The organism is Streptosporangium sp. NPDC020145 (assembly GCF_040631275.1).
GTDB lineage: Bacteria > Actinomycetota > Actinomycetes > Streptosporangiales > Streptosporangiaceae > Streptosporangium.
Genome location: NZ_JBEXZT010000031.1, coordinates 22,283 through 37,135 on the forward strand (window position 1 = coordinate 22,283; position 14,853 = coordinate 37,135).

A 14,853-nucleotide genomic window follows, 5' to 3' on the forward strand; every position below is an offset into this window, starting at 1 on the left:
GGGGACCTGGAGGGCCGCATCAGGAGCCGGTGAAGGTCGGGGTGATCAGACCCGTCCCTGCGATCTTCCGGACCTGGGTGTACCGAGCGTGGGTGTAGGCGAAGTAGCCGAAGACCACGAACAGGATCTGCACGTTGGCGGCCTTGGTCTCCTCGGCCCGGATGAAGAACGGGGCGTCGGGGTCCTCCCACAGGTGGCACTCGTCCCGGCTGAGGATGTAGACCTCATCCTCGTTGGTGCCGACACCGAGGCCAGTGGGCACGTTGGCGTCCACGATGACCGGTGTGCCATCGGGTAGCAGGCCGCGGAAGCCGTTGCCGTAGGCCTCGCCGTAGTTGAGGCCGCCGGAGCGGGCGTCCATTCCGGGCTGCTGGATCAGCGGCCACTTGGTGGTGAGGGCCTGGTTCATCCACCGCCACCGGCGCGGGTGCATGAGCGAGACGAAGCTGTCCGGCATCACCTGGTCCAGCAGCGCCGTCTCCACTCCGGCCAGACCCTCCTGGATCTTCGGCCAGAACTCCTCCACCGTCGGTGAGGCGTCGGTGTAGGTGACGGCGGTGGCCACGGCGCTCAGGCCGTTGGTGGCCTGGTTGATCAAGGTGGAGTCGAGCTTCGTCCCGTAGGAACGGAACAGGTCCTCAAGGGTGATGTCCAGCGCGCCCGAGGTGCGCTCGACCGCCTGCCGCGACATGGTCTGCTGCCCGGCGTTGGTCTGCACCGGGATGGTCAGCAAGGTGTCGTCGTAGTTCTGCTCGGTGGCCGCGTCACCCTGGTTGGCCTGCACGCCCGTGTCGGTGCCGGTGGTGCCACGCCCCAGGTAGACGTTCATGCCCTCCGGCGGCAGGACGTGCGGCCGGATCGCGTTGGCGAAGGGCCTGCCCGCCTTGGCGTGCTTGGCGAACATGTCGGTCAGGTACTGCGGGACGGTCAGGCCGTCGAAGTTGCCGGTGGTCGTCGCACGGTTGAGGTACTCACCGCGCTCGACCTGCTCCTCGCGCAGGTGCCTCATGAGCCGGTCGGTGGCCATGAAGTCGCGCATCACGAACGCCCTGGCCACGTCCTTCAGGAACACCTGCCCATTGGGGTCGGCGTCGGGCCGGTAGGTGCGCTCTTCGGTGCCGACTCGGGCGACCCGGTCGTAAGCCGGAAGGCGGGTCTCGGTCGGGGTGATGCGGGCCTGCAAGGCGGCGATCTCCTCCTCGCGGACCTGCTCGGCCTCCAGCTCGGCCAGCTCCTCCTGGCGGCGGGTGACCTCGGCGTCGGCGGCGTCGCGGGCGGCGGCCCGCTCGTTCACCAGCTCCTCGGTCAGGTTGGGGTCAGAGCGCAGCGCCATGAGGGCGTCCTGGGCCTGCTGGCGAGCGGTGATGGCCTCGGCCACACGGGCTCGGGCCTGCTCGATCAGTTGGGCGAGCGTCATGCTCGATCCCTCCGTTCTCGGTCGGATCGTGACGCCCTGTCGTTCAGGACAGACGGCCATCCGAGGCGGTGGCGCCGGATGGGCTCGTGCGCGCGAAGCGCAGGGCAAACCGCCCGGCGGTGCCGGGCGGACGTTCAACGGTGGAGCGCGAGCTCCAGGAGAGCGCGAGCGCGGGCCTGGCCCGCGGGCTCGGCGGCCTTCACACCGGCTTCGGCCCTCAGACCGGCGTCGGTCGCGGGGTTCGCCCCGTAGCCGACGATCGCGACGTCCCCACGGTGGATGTCGTACCGGGTGATGCGGTACTCCATGTAGTCCGGCGACCATTGGCCGGCCTCGATGCGGAACGCGAAGCTCATCTCGTCGATCAGCCCAGCGCGGAGCTTGGGCGCGATGTAGGCCACGTCGTAGTCGGCCGGGTCGAGGCTGGGCGCGTGCACCGACAGCCCGGTCTCGTCCTCGGCCAGGATCAGGCTGCCGGTGGTGGTGCGGGCCAGACGCCGAAGCTGGTCGTGGCCGAGCACCAGGGGCACGTCCAGGTCTGCGCGAGCCAGAGACTCCGCACCCGCACCGACCGAGACGATCTCGGTGTACGGGCCGTACCAGTCCCACATGGTGTAGCCGCTCTCATACGCCGAGGCGTGGCCGACGAACTCCAGCAGCCCCGTCTCCGGCGCCTCGCGCAGTTCGATGGTGGCAGGGACACGAGCGGTGGCCCGTGCCCCGGGCTGTTCCGCGCTGCGGCGCTGAGATGGCCGGTCGGCGCGCTGACGGACCTGCTGGGCGCGTGCCGCCGCGGCGGCCTCGCGAGTCAACCCGGTCAACCCGGTCATGGTGTCGCTCCCGATGTCGCAGTGGTCGGTGAAGTACGCGGGGACCCGAAGAGCCGCTCGAACTCGGCGATCTGCTCGGGCGTGAGCGGAGGCCGATCCTCCAGTTCGCGCGCCTCGTTCGGGGTGAGCATGCGGGCCTCGATCTGCGTCTTGAAGGTGGTGGCCCGTGCCGCCGGGTCCATCCGCAGCAGGGAGGCGGCGTTCAGCTTCACGAACTGCGGTCGGGGGGTGAGCTGGGTGAGCGCGGTCTCTCGGCGCACCACGGCCGGGCCGAGGTGCAGCACGAGGAACTCCAGGTTGCGCTGGGTGATGCTCGCGTAGGTGATGTTGCCGGTGGACACCGCAGCGTCGATCAGGTCGCCGGGGCAGTCGAAGAAGCGGGCGATGTCGGCGATGCCGTATTGCTTGCCCTCGATCCAGTCGCTGCCCGCCTGCTCGGCCTGGAGCATGTTGTACTCCCAGTCCGAGCCGGTCACGAAGACGTCCCCGTTGGCCACCGACGCCTTGAAACGCCTCTTGGTCTCATCGGCCTGTGGGGCGGTCAACGTCTTTGCTGTGTTCTTCAGGTGCGCGGCCGGAATCGCACCACCGGCGAACCAGTCGAGGGCGAAGTCCTGAATGCTGAGGTACTCGCCGATGGACCAGGCGGCGTAGGCGACCGGCGACAGGCCGACGTGTAGTCCGGCGACGGTGTACTGACGTTCGTGCCACACCTCGGAGGGGTCGTACTCGACGCCCGCGATGCGGTACTTGGTCAGCTCTCCTTTGCGGATGATCACGCTCACTTCGGCCAGTGGCACCAGGTCGATTCGCGCGGGCAGCCCCAGCGCGGTCTTCGCGGTGATCAATCCGAAGCAGTTGCCGCCCCGGTCCAGGTCAACCTGGGTGGAGTACAGCCACTCCAGCATCCCGACCCGCTCCCCGCCCGGGTTCACCAGCATCGGAGGCTTGGGGACTTCGAGCTGGACGCCGTTCCTCCGCCGGTACACATCCACCGGCATCGTGCTGATGAGGTTGGCGCGCAGTCGCAGGCACGCCCACACCGCCGAGTGCCTCAGCGCCGTGTCGTTGGTGACGACCGCCGTACCGCGTCTCGCCTCGGGCCGAGGCGGAATCTGCGACTCGTCCGCCGAGGCGCGCTTGGAGAACAGGCTCACCGCTCACCCCGCGCCGGTCGAGCCTGGCGGGCCGCCCACCACGAGCCGGCCAGCACCACGGCTCCCGAGGCGGTCAGCGCTCCCCACCCGATCCACGGCAGCAGGGCCGCCCCGGCACCGGCCGCGACCAGCAGCAGGCCCAGCACGTCCAGCAGGGTCGTCACCAGCTCGCGCACCCCGACCCCCTATCAGTAGACCGAATCCAGCACGTCGTAGTCCGCCACCAGGTGCGCCCGGGTCGCATGCCCCCACCGGGCGAGCGTGATGCCGACCAGCGGCGAGATGTCCACGCTGGCGCCACGGCGAGCCCAGGCCCACAGATCCGCCAAGTCGCGTTTCGTCGCTCCGGCCAGCGCCGCGTTCAGCGGCGCCTGGTCAAGGTGGCGCAACGTTGATCTCCAGTCCTCCGTGGCGTTCGCGGGCGGCACTACCGCGTCATAGAGAGATACGCACGCCTGCGCGTACTCGCGCGCCGAGGGCTTGACCACCTCGACCCCGGCGGCCTCCAGCGGCGCGATGAGCGAACCTGCCGGACCGGCGCCGTCCACCACCACGGCGCACGGCCGCCAGCGCTCCACCAGCTCCAGCATGCGGGCCACCATCCACCCTGTGCCGGGCCGATGGTCCACGACCTCGGCATGGTCCAGGCCGTCAGCCCGCCGCCCAACCACACCGATCGCGCCCATGCTCCGGTCCGGGGTCGCGTCCAGGGCGAAGGCCACCGGATCGACCAGCCTTGAGGCCGGGTCGGCAATCGAGGTCCAAGGGTCCTGGGGAATCACGGCCCACTCGGGGATCAACGACTCGACCCGCTGGCACAGCACCTCGGTCCGGAAGATCGCCTCCGGGTCCGTAGCCAGCGCGGACGCGATGGCCTCCTCGCTGATCGTGTAGCCGAGGCTCGGGTTGGCCTGCGCCCACGCGGCACGATCCCGAAGCCGACACGTCGCGGTGTGCTTGTTGCCCGGCCGACCGCAGGTGCATTTCACCTCGTCCGGGGCTGACCACTCAAACAGGCCCATCGTCGGATCGAGGGCCGGGTCCGCGGCGACCAGGCGGCCGGTGGTCAGCAGCTCGTTCAGGACGATGCTCTTGTCGTCACCCGCGTTGGAGTAAGCCCACACCTGCGGGTTCGGCCGGGCCATCGTGGTCTTGGTGACCGCGCCCCAGGCGTCCCAGGTCTGATGCTCGCGCAACTCGTCCAAGTTCACGTCATCGCCCGACAGCCCACGACCACCGCGACGCGACGCCGCCTTGATCTTCCACCGGGAGCCGTTCGCGAGCCGCAGCGACTTCTTGCCGTTCGTCCGGTCAACGGCCAGCAGCTCGGCCGCCAGCTCCGGCGTCCCCTCGACGATCTCAACGGCCTTGTCCCACGACTCCTCGGCGGTGTCCAGGTCCTGCGCGGTGCCGACCACGAGCGGCACCGAGAGAACGAACATCTTCCACAGGTTCTTGACCTCGACAATCGTGGTCTTGCCGTTCTGCCGCGCGACCAGGACAAGCACCGTACGGAACCGGAACCGGCCGTCGGGACGCAGTTCCAGCGCGTGGATCAGCAGCCAGCGTTGCCACGGGATCGGCCGTACTCCGATGACGTCCTGGCCGAAGTTCACCGCCGAGAATCCGCGCGAGGTCGCCGGCGTCAGGGCGCACCCGCACCCGCATGGCCCCGGCGGGCCGGTCACCAGCGGAGGCGTCCAGATCCTAGGAGCCGTGCTCCCCAGCAGCATCGGCGCGGAGCTGAGCAAGCCTGCCTCCGATCGGCTTGTCCGTCTTCATCGCCTTGCGGGCCGCCGGAGTCCCGCCGAGGTCACGCAGTACACCCTGGAGCTGCGGCCCCAACCAGCCCACCGTTTTCGTGACCTCGCACATCGACTCCAGCGCCCGCAGCCTTCGCAGCGCGCCCTCGTCCCCGGCCAGGTCCCGGCGCAACTCGGCCAGCTCCTCGGCCCGGTCGATGGCCTTCTCGATCTCCTCTGCCTGCCGCAGCGCCAGCGTCTTCATCGCCTGGTCGGAGTCGGTGAGCCAGTCCATCGCCTCGACGGCCGCGCGTACGGCGTCGCGCAGGTCCGGCGCACGCTCTCGCGCAGGCTGTTCGGGGGCCGCGGCGAGCCGACGACGGCGAGGGGGCATGGTCACCTCCGACCGGGCACCCCCAGGGCCGGGGGGAGAAAAAGGGAGACTGGGGCGCGGGTCGCCCACTGGCCTTGATCAAAAAACTAGACGGCAACGTTTTCGCAGTTCAGAGGCTTACCAGCGTCGCGAGGTGATGGGCTGACGTGCGCGGATCCGGTTGCCGCGGGAGCTGTTGCATCGGTAGTGGGCGGCCCTCGCGTTGCTCGGGTCGAGCGGATCACCGCCGCGTGAGAGCGGCACGAGGTGGTCGAGGGTCCAGCTCAGGGGGTGGCGAGGGGGAAGTCCGACGTCGATCTCGTGCCCGCAGATCCAGCAGACGCGGGAGATGGCACGGACCTGATCACGGAGGCGGCGGTAGGGGCGACCCGTTCGCCCTTTGCTTCTGGCCACCCAGATCACCACCGCGCTGAGGAATATCTGTGTTTTCCCTCGGGACATGAAGCCAAATGGGAGGATGACTTACCGCGAGGCCCTCCAACTCGCATGAGGGCCAGTCGCAGCCACGGCTCTGACCATTGCAAGACCAACCGCTATTGGCGTGAGGTCGAGCCATCGTCGGATTGCTTACCGCGTGCTGGCTCGACCTCGACTTGGATAGAGAGTCGAGTGAGCATGACCCCCCTCAAGGCCCTGCTTGTCTTCGTAGCCATCCTCATCGGGATCATCGTCGCCCTGGTGGCGGGCATCCTCGCGCGGAGCGTAGGGGACTCTCCCCCTACCGCGATCACCAAGGGCGGCGTGGCCTTCGCTGGAGCGGTGACAGTGTCTCTGCTCATCATCGGAAGCTTGGGCCTGCTCTGACCCGCACCTCTGAGGGTCAGACCGTAAGGCGGCAAATAGGTCTGGGCTAAATCTGGCATTCGTGTTCTAATGCGAGTTCAGCACATGTTTAGGTAGGTGACCGCGCATGTTCACCGATGAGAGACAGGCCATCCAAGTCACGCTGCGGGACGGTTCCCGCCTGTTCTTCACGATCCCCCGGAAGCTGAGAGGGAAGGCCAAAGCTGAGGCGATCGAGGTGGCGGTGGAGCTGGCCGAGAGGCTGGCGAAGCGTCCGCATTCCGTCTGAGGACATGGGGAACTTGCCTCGAATTATGCGGCCCGAATTCGGGCAAGGTCAACTCGACCCCGCATGACCAGGGCATGGGCGTGTTGCAGGACGGTCGGGTCGTACGTGGGGGCCGGTCGTCCACGGCGGCCGGTGCGGCGGGAGCCGTACGGCTGGAGGTGGAGGAGGTCGATCATCTCCCGCACCTCCGCTGCGGTGAGCGGCGGATGGAGCAGGGCGACGGCGTCCTCCACAGTCCAGGCGTCCATGCCCCCATCATGCGGGACGGTGCGGGTTGAGGTCACGGAGTGCCGCCAGGAAGCGGGGCGTCGGCGCCGGAACCGGAGTGACCAAGCCCGGCCTGCCGGGCTGAGACCGCGAGGGACCCCCTCACGCCGACTCAGCCCGTGGTCGTTGGTCGTTCAGGTCAGGCGTGATCGGTACTGCTCAAGTTCCTTCGCGGCCTGCGGTGGCCAGGCGTCGGAGATGGACTTGGTTTCGTCGCTAACGGTCCACTCGATGAGCATGGTCCCGTCGAGGCGTTCCAGGACGTAATCATCCGCGCGATACCAGACCGCCTCGGAGACTCTGATGCCCTGGGCGTAGGTGCGGCTGATCTCCCGCTCTGCCCAGGTCTCCGTGATCTCCTGGTTGGTGACGGTCACCTTCATCTGCTTGGCGAAAGTCTTGCTGATGGAGGAGGCGAACCCCTTGAACCCGAACGACGCTTCGGCACTCACCGATGTACTGGTGGTTTCCTCCACCTGTGTGGAGTTGAGGCTCGTAAGTCCGACGTGGGTCGTCTGCTTCTCCGTGAGCTCCGAGGCGCCTCCGTGCTCGTACTGGAAGACGCGGTTCCAGTAGCCGTACCTGCGCAGGATGTAGTATGGGTTCCGCTGTGCCTGGCTCCGCCGGTCGTAGGCCTGGTCGGTGATGACGGGGAACGGGTAGGCGAAGTTGGCGACCTCGACGGGATCGGTGGTGCCCCTGTCCGGGTGCTCAAAGCTGGTCAGCCGGTGGATGTCACCGATAGTCACCCCTTCGAAGGTGGGCAGGTTCAGCACGCGCTCGAACTTGTCCCTGACGTTGAACTCCCACTGCCGCGACCTAGCGCTGGCTGGGTCGTCATCTGAGGACTGTTCGGCGTTCGCCCCTTTTATCACGGAGGAATTCCTGATGCTCAGGAAGAGTTGACTGTTCTGATTGCGCACCCGGTAGGTGTTATCGGAGACGTGCTCAACGAGCCAGGTCTGACTCGGGGCTCGATCGGGCGAGTCCAGTTCGAACTGATACACCCCCTCCCCCGGCGCGGTGCTGTCGTCGTAGATCTTCATGACGAGGCCGCTGTTCTTGTTCGCGAACAGGTGGAACTCGTTGTCCAGAGGGAAGACGTGCCAGGTCTGCGCGTCACACTCCGCGCCGTGGATCTTTATGGCCTCCTGGTCCAGGGATACCCTGCTCTCCGTGCGGGCGCCGGTGACGTTGAGGTAGTAGGGGCTGTACCCGTTCCCGATCAGGTAGGACTGACCGGCCTTGATGATGGACATGGGTGAAGCATCCCCTCGCTCAATGATCACTACAATACGAATCCAATCAGGAACACTGTGTGATCGTCCATGGGCGCGCCCGCCCTCCCAGCAAACCCCACCCGCCCTACACACCCCCAGGCCGCGACCGCGAACTTCTGATCATCCCGTTCCTTGATGTCGCCCCAGCTCACAGGGCGGCCATCCCCCATCCGTTGTAGACCGACGCGGTGGTCGGCCACGGCCGGTCGAGGAGTCCGGCCTCTTCCAGCCGGTGATGGTCGCCGGGCGCCAGGCCGGGGACCTACCGGACATCCTGTCCTCCTTGGGCAGGCCGCCGGCCTCGCCCTTCTCGCCACGAAGGCGGTAGATCTGGACGCTGTGCAGCTCTACGCCGAGGCACTCGGCGATTTCGGCCATGGTCCAGCAACTGGCCCTTGAGGCGAACTGCACTCCATCACGCATGAGAATCAGCCTGCCCATCCTCCTTCCCTATAAGGATCGGAGGTGTCGGCTCGGTACCAGCTCGCTGGAGCAATGCGGAGCCATCCTGCTGTCGAACAATCTCCCACCCAACTGGCCAGATATGTTCCCAGCTGTGCTCAGGGTCGGGCTTTATTATCCGAGCACTATCAAACCTTTCATCTCCTTCAAAAGCTACCTCACGAAACCAGGCACCCCCTTCAAAAGCCGCCTTATCGAAGTGGGCATCTCTTTCAAAAAGGGCTTTGTTAAAATTGGCATGGCTCGCAAATATTACTTCTTTGAACCGCGCATCTCCCCTGAAGATTGCTCCATTAAATCGACCCCCTTCCTTGAAAACCACTCCGCCAAACTGAGCGCCATTATCGAACGCCACTCCATCAAACCAAGCGTCAAATCCAAAGTTTGCCCGGCTAAACACAGCGTTTCCCTCGAAGGCAGCCTCGACAAACCCGGCTTCGTTCTTAAACGATGCCTCAGCAAACATGGCATTTCCCCTAAAAACCACCCCACCGAACCAGACGTATCCCTCAAAGGTTGCTCCGTTAAACTCGGCATCTCCTTTAAAGACCGCCTCGATGAACTGAGCGTGTCCTGTGAAGATTGCTCCGTCGAACCGGGTATCACCTTTGAAAGTCGCCCCGTCGAACCGAGCATCTGTAAGCCAGCAACCAGTGAAGTCGAGGTCGATAAGGGTGGCACCAGTCAAGTCGATACGCATCCCCTCCCAAAACCGGGACCCGGCCAGTGTTGCCATCAGCCGTTCTGCCGTCTGATCGTTACGCAAATGCTCGGTCAGGATGCGCTGGGCGGTGAGACGAACCTGTCGTTCTTCCTCGGCCTCCTTGGAGGGGGTCACGTCCTCAGTGAAAGCAGTCAAGGCGGCTGCGGGCTTCCTACCTCGGGCGGCATTTCGGGAAGCGTGATGACGGCGGTGGGCTGCGCGCAGGGCCTCGGCTCGTTCTCGGGTGAGGTCGATCGGCTTGGGCAGGGCCGGTGGGGAGTACGGCATTCGCAAGTAAGCGCAGATCACGTTGACGATGGTCTGCCGATGGGCAGGATTGTCCTGAGCCAGACGCTCCAGGGCGTACAGCCCGCCCAACCTGACAGCGGCCGTGGTGTGTCCGAGCTGCTCGACAGCCTTGGTGTAAAGCTCGGTGACCCGGCGTTCGGTGGCGTCCTGGCGGTTATGTTCGGCGACCTGCTCGGCCAAGCGGGCATTACGCTCGGCGATCTGCTCAGTCAGTTGGGCGTTGCGTTCGGCAAGGTAAGCCGTCACGTGCGCGGCGTGCTCCTGGTGGCGCTGGCGGCGGAAGGCGAGCATCAGCGTGATCGCCGCACCGATCCCGGCGGCCAACGCGAGGGCGATCTGAATTGCCCCCTGACGGGCGGTGACTTCCTCTGCCGTGGTCGGTAATGACGGCAGACTTCCCAGCAGCCACCACGCCATCCCAGAGGCCGCACCACCGACCAGTAGAGCGGCCGGGATAATCCACCACGCCGCCGCCCGCGGCGTACGTAACGGCGGCGGCACCACAGGTCCCGGGATGCGCAAAGGTAGATCAGGATCAACGGGCTCAGGGGAAGGTGCGGAGACACGGCGTAATCGTGCGGACAAGCGCATGCCGCCATCCCAGCCGACCCTCACCACCGCACGCCTGCTCTTCTTGAGATCGTTACATTCCGTCGCCAGCAGTACCGCTTTCCAACGGCGAAGACCTCGCGCCGAAATCGATTCCTTGTATGACCAGCCAGTGCCGATACTCGACCAGGGCGCAGATCATGCGCCTTCCGCAGTAGGCCGGCGCGGGGGACGGCCGCGGCCGGTCGAGGAGTCCGGCCGCTGCCACCCAAGGATGGTCGCTGGCTTCCAAGCCGGTGAGCGGCCGAACATCCGGTCTTCCGCGGGTAGCCCGCCAGGCTCGCCCTTCTGTCCGCGGAGGCGGTAGGTGTAGACGGTCCGCACCGCGACGCCGAGGTAGTCGGCGACGTCCTCTGCTGTCCAGTAGTCGGCTTCCGGGTCGGGTGCCACGATCGTCTCCTTGTCTAAGTCAGTTAGACAAAGGTTACGGCCGTACCGTCGGGCGAGTACCGTCACCCTTCCTCTTCTTAGACACGGCCCGCCTGGGTTACTTGGACGAACCACCCACCGAACCATTTCATGAGAAGGAGTGTAAACATCTTGACTAAATCACTGCCATCCTCTTTACTTGCAGAGTGGATCTTTACGACAGCGACAAGAGCCTGCGAGAGCAGGCCGAACGACTTCGCATCTCCGTCGGCGAGACCTATAAGCGCGCCGCCGAGGCAGACCTTATGGAGGATGTAGAAGGGGCCGCGAGGCTACGAGAACAAGCCATACGGCAAACCCGCAGAGCAGATCTTCTTGAACGCCTCATTGGGTACGAAAACCTAAAACAGAGCAGGATGAAGCTGCTCTCATTCGACGTAGAAGACGCGCACAAGCTACTCAATCGCTTCGACAGAAACCCTATCGAAACAGTCCTAAGTCGTACCGATCTTGATGAACACGCCAAAGGTCGCACTGACATCATCCTGAACAAGGCATGCGACTGGACGTTCGGCAACGCAGTCCGCACCGAAGCGTTGGCAGAGATCGTGAGGATGACTCTACTGATGGAGCGACAAGGAGTTGAGGTTAATATCGCTGCACTTGCGCGCCTGACTGGCATCTCACGCCAAACACTTCACGCTCGTCTACGCGAAGCTCGCAAGATCTGATCACCGCCAATTGCTCCGTCAAATAGCTCACCTCTCACAGGAGTCAGCGAGGCGGCCCGACCCCTGAACGGGCCGCCCCGGAAAGGCAGTCACCGGCGAATCAGCAGCATGAGCCGCTTGTGCGCCTTGCTCTTCAGGTCGTCGTCGCTGCCCTCCAGGAGAGCGGTGGCGCGGGCGATCTCCTCGGTCATGGTGCGACCGGGACGACGCGGGGCCACGTGGTCGAGGTAGTCGGTCACGGACCGCTCGGCGGCGTAGGAGGTACGGCCGAGCCGCTCGGCCTCGCTGCGGAACATCGCGTCGAGGCGCTCGGTCCGGCGGGTGGCGATGCCCCGGACTCGGTCGTTGGCGTCCTCCTCGATGGGCCACAGGTCCGTGATCACCCGGTGGAACTCGTCGATGGCCAGGGCGGTGTGGGCCAGCGCGGTCTCCTCTGCCGCCCATGCCTCGCCGTATCGGAGGGTGAGGCCGAGACTGCGCCGGGCCTCCTCTAGCCGGTCGAGCGCTCCGGCGGTGTGCCGGATGCCCCACCGGGTCACGGCGTCCCGCACGGCGAACCGCTCGGTGTTGGCGCAGATCGGCCGCCACGGGGTGACCACCGTCTCGGCGCGTGAGCTGCCGTCGTGGCTGTTCATCGCGGCGATGAACAGGGTGACCTCGTCGGCGATGCCGCCCGCGTCGATCACGATGTTCTCCGGGACGCGCATGCTCACGAACACCCTGCGTCCGCCGCGCAGCGATCCGGCTGACTCCCAGACCACACCCTGCCGCACGAGGTCCTCCAGGAACTCAAAGAGCTTCCTGTTCTGGATCGGGGTGTACTTGTTGCCGACCACGCCGAGGGCCTCGCCGGTGTCCTCGCGAACGGTGACGTGGTGGCCGGGCGCGGTGCGCAGCGTGGGCCGCTCCTCGCCGTCGAGCATGAAGCTGTAGCGGACCTCGCGGCGGGCAACCTCCCAGTCGATCCCGCCGAGGCGAAGCACCTCGTCGATGTTGTCGATGCCGCCGGGGATGATCTGGCCGAGGCCGTGCCAGGCCGGGACGGCGGAGTACAGGGCAACGGTGCCGTCGGCGGCGATGTCGAGGCCGTGGTTGGCCACGATCTCGGCGATCTGGCCGGTCGCCAGGTCACGGCGGACGGTGAAGGTCTCGCCCCGGTCCCATCCGGAGGTGACGCGGTAGCGGTCAGGGGCGATCTGGACCATGCGGCCCGAGGCGACCTCGCCCGCGATCCACGCGGCCTTGTTCGTCTCACGCTGAATCGCGGCGTCGCGCCGTGCCCGCCGGTCGGCGAGCTGGGTGGTCTTCTCGGTGGCGAACGCGGCGTTGACGTCGGTGATGGTCATTGCAGTTCCCTTCGGGGGTTGGGCCGGGCGGCGGGAGTGCTGCCCGGCAAGGGGGTCAGAGGGCGAGGACGGGGCTGTCGGGGGTCCAGCGCATCTGGTCGCCGAAGTAGCCGGGGCTGATCTCGGCGATCTCGGCGCGGATACGGGCGAGAGCCATGCGCTCCAGCTCGGCGGCGGGGCGGTCGAGGTGGAAGCCGCCGGGCAGGACGTCGAGGTACTCGATGCGGTCCACGCGGAAGGTGCGCGGCTCGCGGCGAAGGCGGTCCATCGCGCGGACGATGAGGTATCCGGCGTGGGTCCAGGCCAGTTCGTACGGCTCGATGGTGCGGGTGGTCCACGTGCCGTCCCCGGCGACGTAGGTGAGCATGATCGGGGTCGTGTCGGCGATGGCCCGCTCCAGCTCGGTGTGGAAGCGGGCGCCGTCCTCGGCGGGGCTGATGCTCGCGTGCCGGACGTGGTGGAGGACGCGGATGCCGTCGAGGGTGTATCGGTCCCCGTCATGACGGATGACGGTGAAGGTCACGCCGTGCAGAGCCTCGATGCTGCCGTGGTAGGTGACCTGGGTTCCGATCGCGTACATCTCACCCTCCTTTTTGTCTAACTCACTACTACAATGGTGCGCTTCGTCCCACACTTTGTCAATATGAGTGCGACAAATTTGAGAGGAGATTTCCCAGGTCAGAGCACCAATCGGGCTCGGCTACGCGTTATGGCCGTATCCCATTTGGAACAGTCGGCGAAGATGCGCCCACCTAGCGGCCCGGCCACCTCGACCATGCTTCACACCGCCCGAGGGCTATCCCTCGCCTCCCATCACCGCTTCCGAATAAAGGGAGCAGAGATCACTAACGACTGCGCATAAATTGCCATGACATCCAAGGGAGGTATCGGTAAAATCGGGAAACAAGATCGCCAATATGCCAGCTTCAACGAAGCGAAGGAAGTGCAGATCCAGCGCCCATCTCAAACGGCAAGAAAGGATCATGCTCTATGAAGACAAAGTTCTCCATCGCGGCGCTCCTCATACTGACCGCCGTAGGCACAATCGGAACTCCTGCGTCCGCCGACGCCACGCCCTCGCCCGCTCTCCTGGCTGGCTGCACCGCGATTTCAAAAACCCCGACCTACTCTCAGCCCAAGGTTTGGGCCGAGGGAACCGGCAGGTGCAGCGGCGTAACCCAGGCGAACATCATCGTCAAGCTAACCAGAGACGGCACGGTCGTAAGGCAAACCTCCCCAGCCATCTGCGTACCCAACGGAAACTGCACCGAAGTGTCCACCAGTGGAAATAACCAGTCGGGAAACCAGTTGTGGTGCTCCGTGACAACGATTGCGTTCCGCTTCGGCAACAGCGCCGCCCAGTACGTCACAGATCGAAAGTGTGAGACGGCGGGCTGGTTCACTCAGCCATAAGATTATGGCTTAAGAAGGCTACCGCCATCCCCGTTGGAGGGTTTCACTTAATTTCGAATGCATAGATCGCAGATTAAGAAACCTCTCCGTAATAGATGACCCGGCCGTCCGCCCAGGCGAGCATGGCGTCCCCGTTCAACCGGTTCTTGTCGATCGTCGCGACCGGCGGCCATCCGTTGCTGTCCAAGCACCGCCGGTTCGCGCACCTGACCCGCCCTTCCCGACGGCCGATCCGCAAGCTGTACGTCTTGCAGTACGGACAGGCGGGCGGAAGCTCCCCGGCCGGGGCACGCAGCGGTTCCCATCGCTCGGCCTCGCCGATGTCGCGCACCTCCTCGGCCCGGCGAATCCAGCCGCCGAGGATGCGAGCCGTATGACGGGCGGCCTCCTCAGGCACGGCGTGAACGAGGCGGGCGATCGAGGCGAGGGCCGCCGCGGTGTTGGCGTCGGACCCGCCACGGCGCTCCCCGAGGTGCCCGGCGACCTCGCGGCGCAGGCTCGCCTCCAGACGGCGGACGCCCTCATGGATGTCCATCAGGATCGGTCCGGCCTCGGCGTGCCAAGGTGCGGGCGAGCCGGTCACCTTGTGATGGCTCATCGTGCCCGTGGTCGGGTCGGCGACCGGCTCGGCGAGCAGCTCGGCGAGGCGCTCCAGCAACTTGGCCAGCTCGGCGACCAGAAGTGTGACCTCCGCAGCGGGGCCAGCATTCACGGCCCCTCCGGAGGCATCGAATTGAGAAGCACGGTGTACG

16 protein-coding genes are annotated in these 14,853 nt (G+C 65.9%); 3 read left to right on the forward strand and 13 right to left on the reverse strand.

The genetic code is table 11. From position 1 onward, the window contains the following. Positions 1 to 19 precede the first annotated feature (19 nt). From ABZ463_RS35520 to ABZ463_RS35550, 7 genes are all read right to left on the reverse strand, one after another. Positions 20 to 1,417, reverse strand: a complete 1,398-nt coding sequence (locus ABZ463_RS35520; RefSeq protein WP_362783250.1) for a hypothetical protein — start codon at positions 1,415 to 1,417, stop codon at positions 20 to 22. 134 nt (positions 1,418 to 1,551) lie between these two features. Beyond that, positions 1,552 to 2,247 carry an HK97 family phage prohead protease gene (locus tag ABZ463_RS35525; RefSeq protein ID WP_362783253.1) on the reverse strand — a complete coding sequence of 232 codons (696 nt, stop codon included), beginning with the start codon at positions 2,245 to 2,247 and terminating at the stop codon, positions 1,552 to 1,554. Then, positions 2,244 to 3,404, reverse strand: a complete 1,161-nt coding sequence (locus ABZ463_RS35530; protein WP_362783256.1) for a phage portal protein — start codon at positions 3,402 to 3,404, stop codon at positions 2,244 to 2,246. The genes ABZ463_RS35525 and ABZ463_RS35530 overlap by 4 nt, the downstream gene beginning before the upstream one ends. After that, positions 3,401 to 3,580, reverse strand: coding sequence for a hypothetical protein (locus ABZ463_RS35535; RefSeq protein WP_362783259.1), 180 nt, complete (start codon positions 3,578 to 3,580; stop codon positions 3,401 to 3,403). Before ABZ463_RS35535 ends, ABZ463_RS35530 begins: the two co-directional genes overlap by 4 nt. A 12-nt stretch (positions 3,581 to 3,592) precedes the next feature. Further along, positions 3,593 to 5,020 carry a hypothetical protein gene (locus ABZ463_RS35540; RefSeq protein ID WP_362783262.1) on the reverse strand — a complete coding sequence of 476 codons (1,428 nt, stop codon included), beginning with the start codon at positions 5,018 to 5,020 and terminating at the stop codon, positions 3,593 to 3,595. A gap of 91 nt (positions 5,021 to 5,111) precedes the next feature. Next, positions 5,112 to 5,540 carry a hypothetical protein gene (locus ABZ463_RS35545; protein ID WP_362783265.1) on the reverse strand — a complete coding sequence of 143 codons (429 nt, stop codon included), beginning with the start codon at positions 5,538 to 5,540 and terminating at the stop codon, positions 5,112 to 5,114. A 117-nt stretch (positions 5,541 to 5,657) separates the two neighbouring features. Then, positions 5,658 to 5,933, reverse strand: coding sequence for an HNH endonuclease (locus ABZ463_RS35550; protein ID WP_362783268.1), 276 nt, complete (start codon positions 5,931 to 5,933; stop codon positions 5,658 to 5,660). A gap of 222 nt (positions 5,934 to 6,155) precedes the next feature. Here ABZ463_RS35550 and ABZ463_RS35555 point away from each other — a divergent pair, with 222 nt between their 5' ends. Further along, complete coding sequence (locus tag ABZ463_RS35555; protein ID WP_362783270.1) at positions 6,156 to 6,344, forward strand: hypothetical protein; 189 nt, start codon at positions 6,156 to 6,158, stop codon at positions 6,342 to 6,344. A gap of 106 nt (positions 6,345 to 6,450) precedes the next feature. Continuing rightward, the gene (locus ABZ463_RS35560; RefSeq protein WP_362783273.1) at positions 6,451 to 6,612 is read left to right on the forward strand and encodes a hypothetical protein; all 162 of its coding nucleotides are present in this window, start codon (positions 6,451 to 6,453) and stop codon (positions 6,610 to 6,612) included. A 23-nt stretch (positions 6,613 to 6,635) separates the two neighbouring features. On the opposite strand, the gene ABZ463_RS35565 is transcribed toward ABZ463_RS35560, so the two are convergent. The 3 genes from ABZ463_RS35565 to ABZ463_RS35575 all read right to left on the reverse strand — a co-directional run bounded on the left by ABZ463_RS35565 (position 6,636) and on the right by ABZ463_RS35575 (position 10,050). Continuing rightward, complete coding sequence (locus ABZ463_RS35565; RefSeq protein ID WP_362783276.1) at positions 6,636 to 6,860, reverse strand: hypothetical protein; 225 nt, start codon at positions 6,858 to 6,860, stop codon at positions 6,636 to 6,638. 153 nt (positions 6,861 to 7,013) lie between these two features. Further along, positions 7,014 to 8,138 carry an RICIN domain-containing protein gene (locus tag ABZ463_RS35570; protein ID WP_362783279.1) on the reverse strand — a complete coding sequence of 375 codons (1,125 nt, stop codon included), beginning with the start codon at positions 8,136 to 8,138 and terminating at the stop codon, positions 7,014 to 7,016. A gap of 436 nt (positions 8,139 to 8,574) precedes the next feature. Beyond that, positions 8,575 to 10,050, reverse strand: coding sequence for a pentapeptide repeat-containing protein (locus tag ABZ463_RS35575; RefSeq protein ID WP_362783282.1), 1,476 nt, complete (start codon positions 10,048 to 10,050; stop codon positions 8,575 to 8,577). A 767-nt stretch (positions 10,051 to 10,817) separates the two neighbouring features. Here ABZ463_RS35575 and ABZ463_RS35580 point away from each other — a divergent pair. Beyond that, entirely contained in the window at positions 10,818 to 11,342 is a 525-nt protein-coding gene (locus ABZ463_RS35580; RefSeq protein WP_362783285.1) for a hypothetical protein, read from the forward strand. Positions 11,343 to 11,431: 89 nt separating this feature from the next. Here ABZ463_RS35580 and ABZ463_RS35585 read toward each other — a convergent pair whose 3' ends face one another. The 3 genes from ABZ463_RS35585 to ABZ463_RS35595 form a co-directional block, all read right to left on the reverse strand. Beyond that, on the reverse strand, positions 11,432 to 12,688 hold the full coding sequence (locus ABZ463_RS35585; protein ID WP_362783288.1) for a DUF932 domain-containing protein: 1,257 nt from the start codon (positions 12,686 to 12,688) through the stop codon (positions 11,432 to 11,434). A 55-nt stretch (positions 12,689 to 12,743) separates the two neighbouring features. Further along, on the reverse strand, positions 12,744 to 13,268 hold the full coding sequence (locus tag ABZ463_RS35590; protein ID WP_362783291.1) for a WYL domain-containing protein: 525 nt from the start codon (positions 13,266 to 13,268) through the stop codon (positions 12,744 to 12,746). A gap of 906 nt (positions 13,269 to 14,174) precedes the next feature. Further along, complete coding sequence (locus ABZ463_RS35595; RefSeq protein WP_362783294.1) at positions 14,175 to 14,813, reverse strand: hypothetical protein; 639 nt, start codon at positions 14,811 to 14,813, stop codon at positions 14,175 to 14,177. Between the last annotated feature and the right edge of the window lie 40 nt (positions 14,814 to 14,853).

Excerpts from the sequence above, each read along its gene's own strand:
- ABZ463_RS35520 (WP_362783250.1), bottom strand. The coding sequence starts at position 1,417 with ATGACGCTCGCCCAACTGATCGAGCAGGCCCGAGCCCGTGTGGCCGAG.
- ABZ463_RS35525 (WP_362783253.1), bottom strand. The coding sequence starts at position 2,247 with ATGACCGGGTTGACCGGGTTGACTCGCGAGGCCGCCGCGGCGGCACGC.
- ABZ463_RS35545 (WP_362783265.1), bottom strand. The coding sequence starts at position 5,540 with ATGCCCCCTCGCCGTCGTCGGCTCGCCGCGGCCCCCGAACAGCCTGCG.
- ABZ463_RS35555 (WP_362783270.1), top strand. The coding sequence starts at position 6,156 with ATGACCCCCCTCAAGGCCCTGCTTGTCTTCGTAGCCATCCTCATCGGG.
- ABZ463_RS35560 (WP_362783273.1), top strand. The coding sequence starts at position 6,451 with ATGTTCACCGATGAGAGACAGGCCATCCAAGTCACGCTGCGGGACGGT.
- ABZ463_RS35565 (WP_362783276.1), bottom strand. The coding sequence starts at position 6,860 with ATGGACGCCTGGACTGTGGAGGACGCCGTCGCCCTGCTCCATCCGCCG.
- ABZ463_RS35570 (WP_362783279.1), bottom strand. The coding sequence starts at position 8,138 with ATGTCCATCATCAAGGCCGGTCAGTCCTACCTGATCGGGAACGGGTAC.
- ABZ463_RS35575 (WP_362783282.1), bottom strand. The coding sequence starts at position 10,050 with ATGGCGTGGTGGCTGCTGGGAAGTCTGCCGTCATTACCGACCACGGCA.
- ABZ463_RS35585 (WP_362783288.1), bottom strand. The coding sequence starts at position 12,688 with ATGACCATCACCGACGTCAACGCCGCGTTCGCCACCGAGAAGACCACC.
- ABZ463_RS35590 (WP_362783291.1), bottom strand. The coding sequence starts at position 13,268 with ATGTACGCGATCGGAACCCAGGTCACCTACCACGGCAGCATCGAGGCT.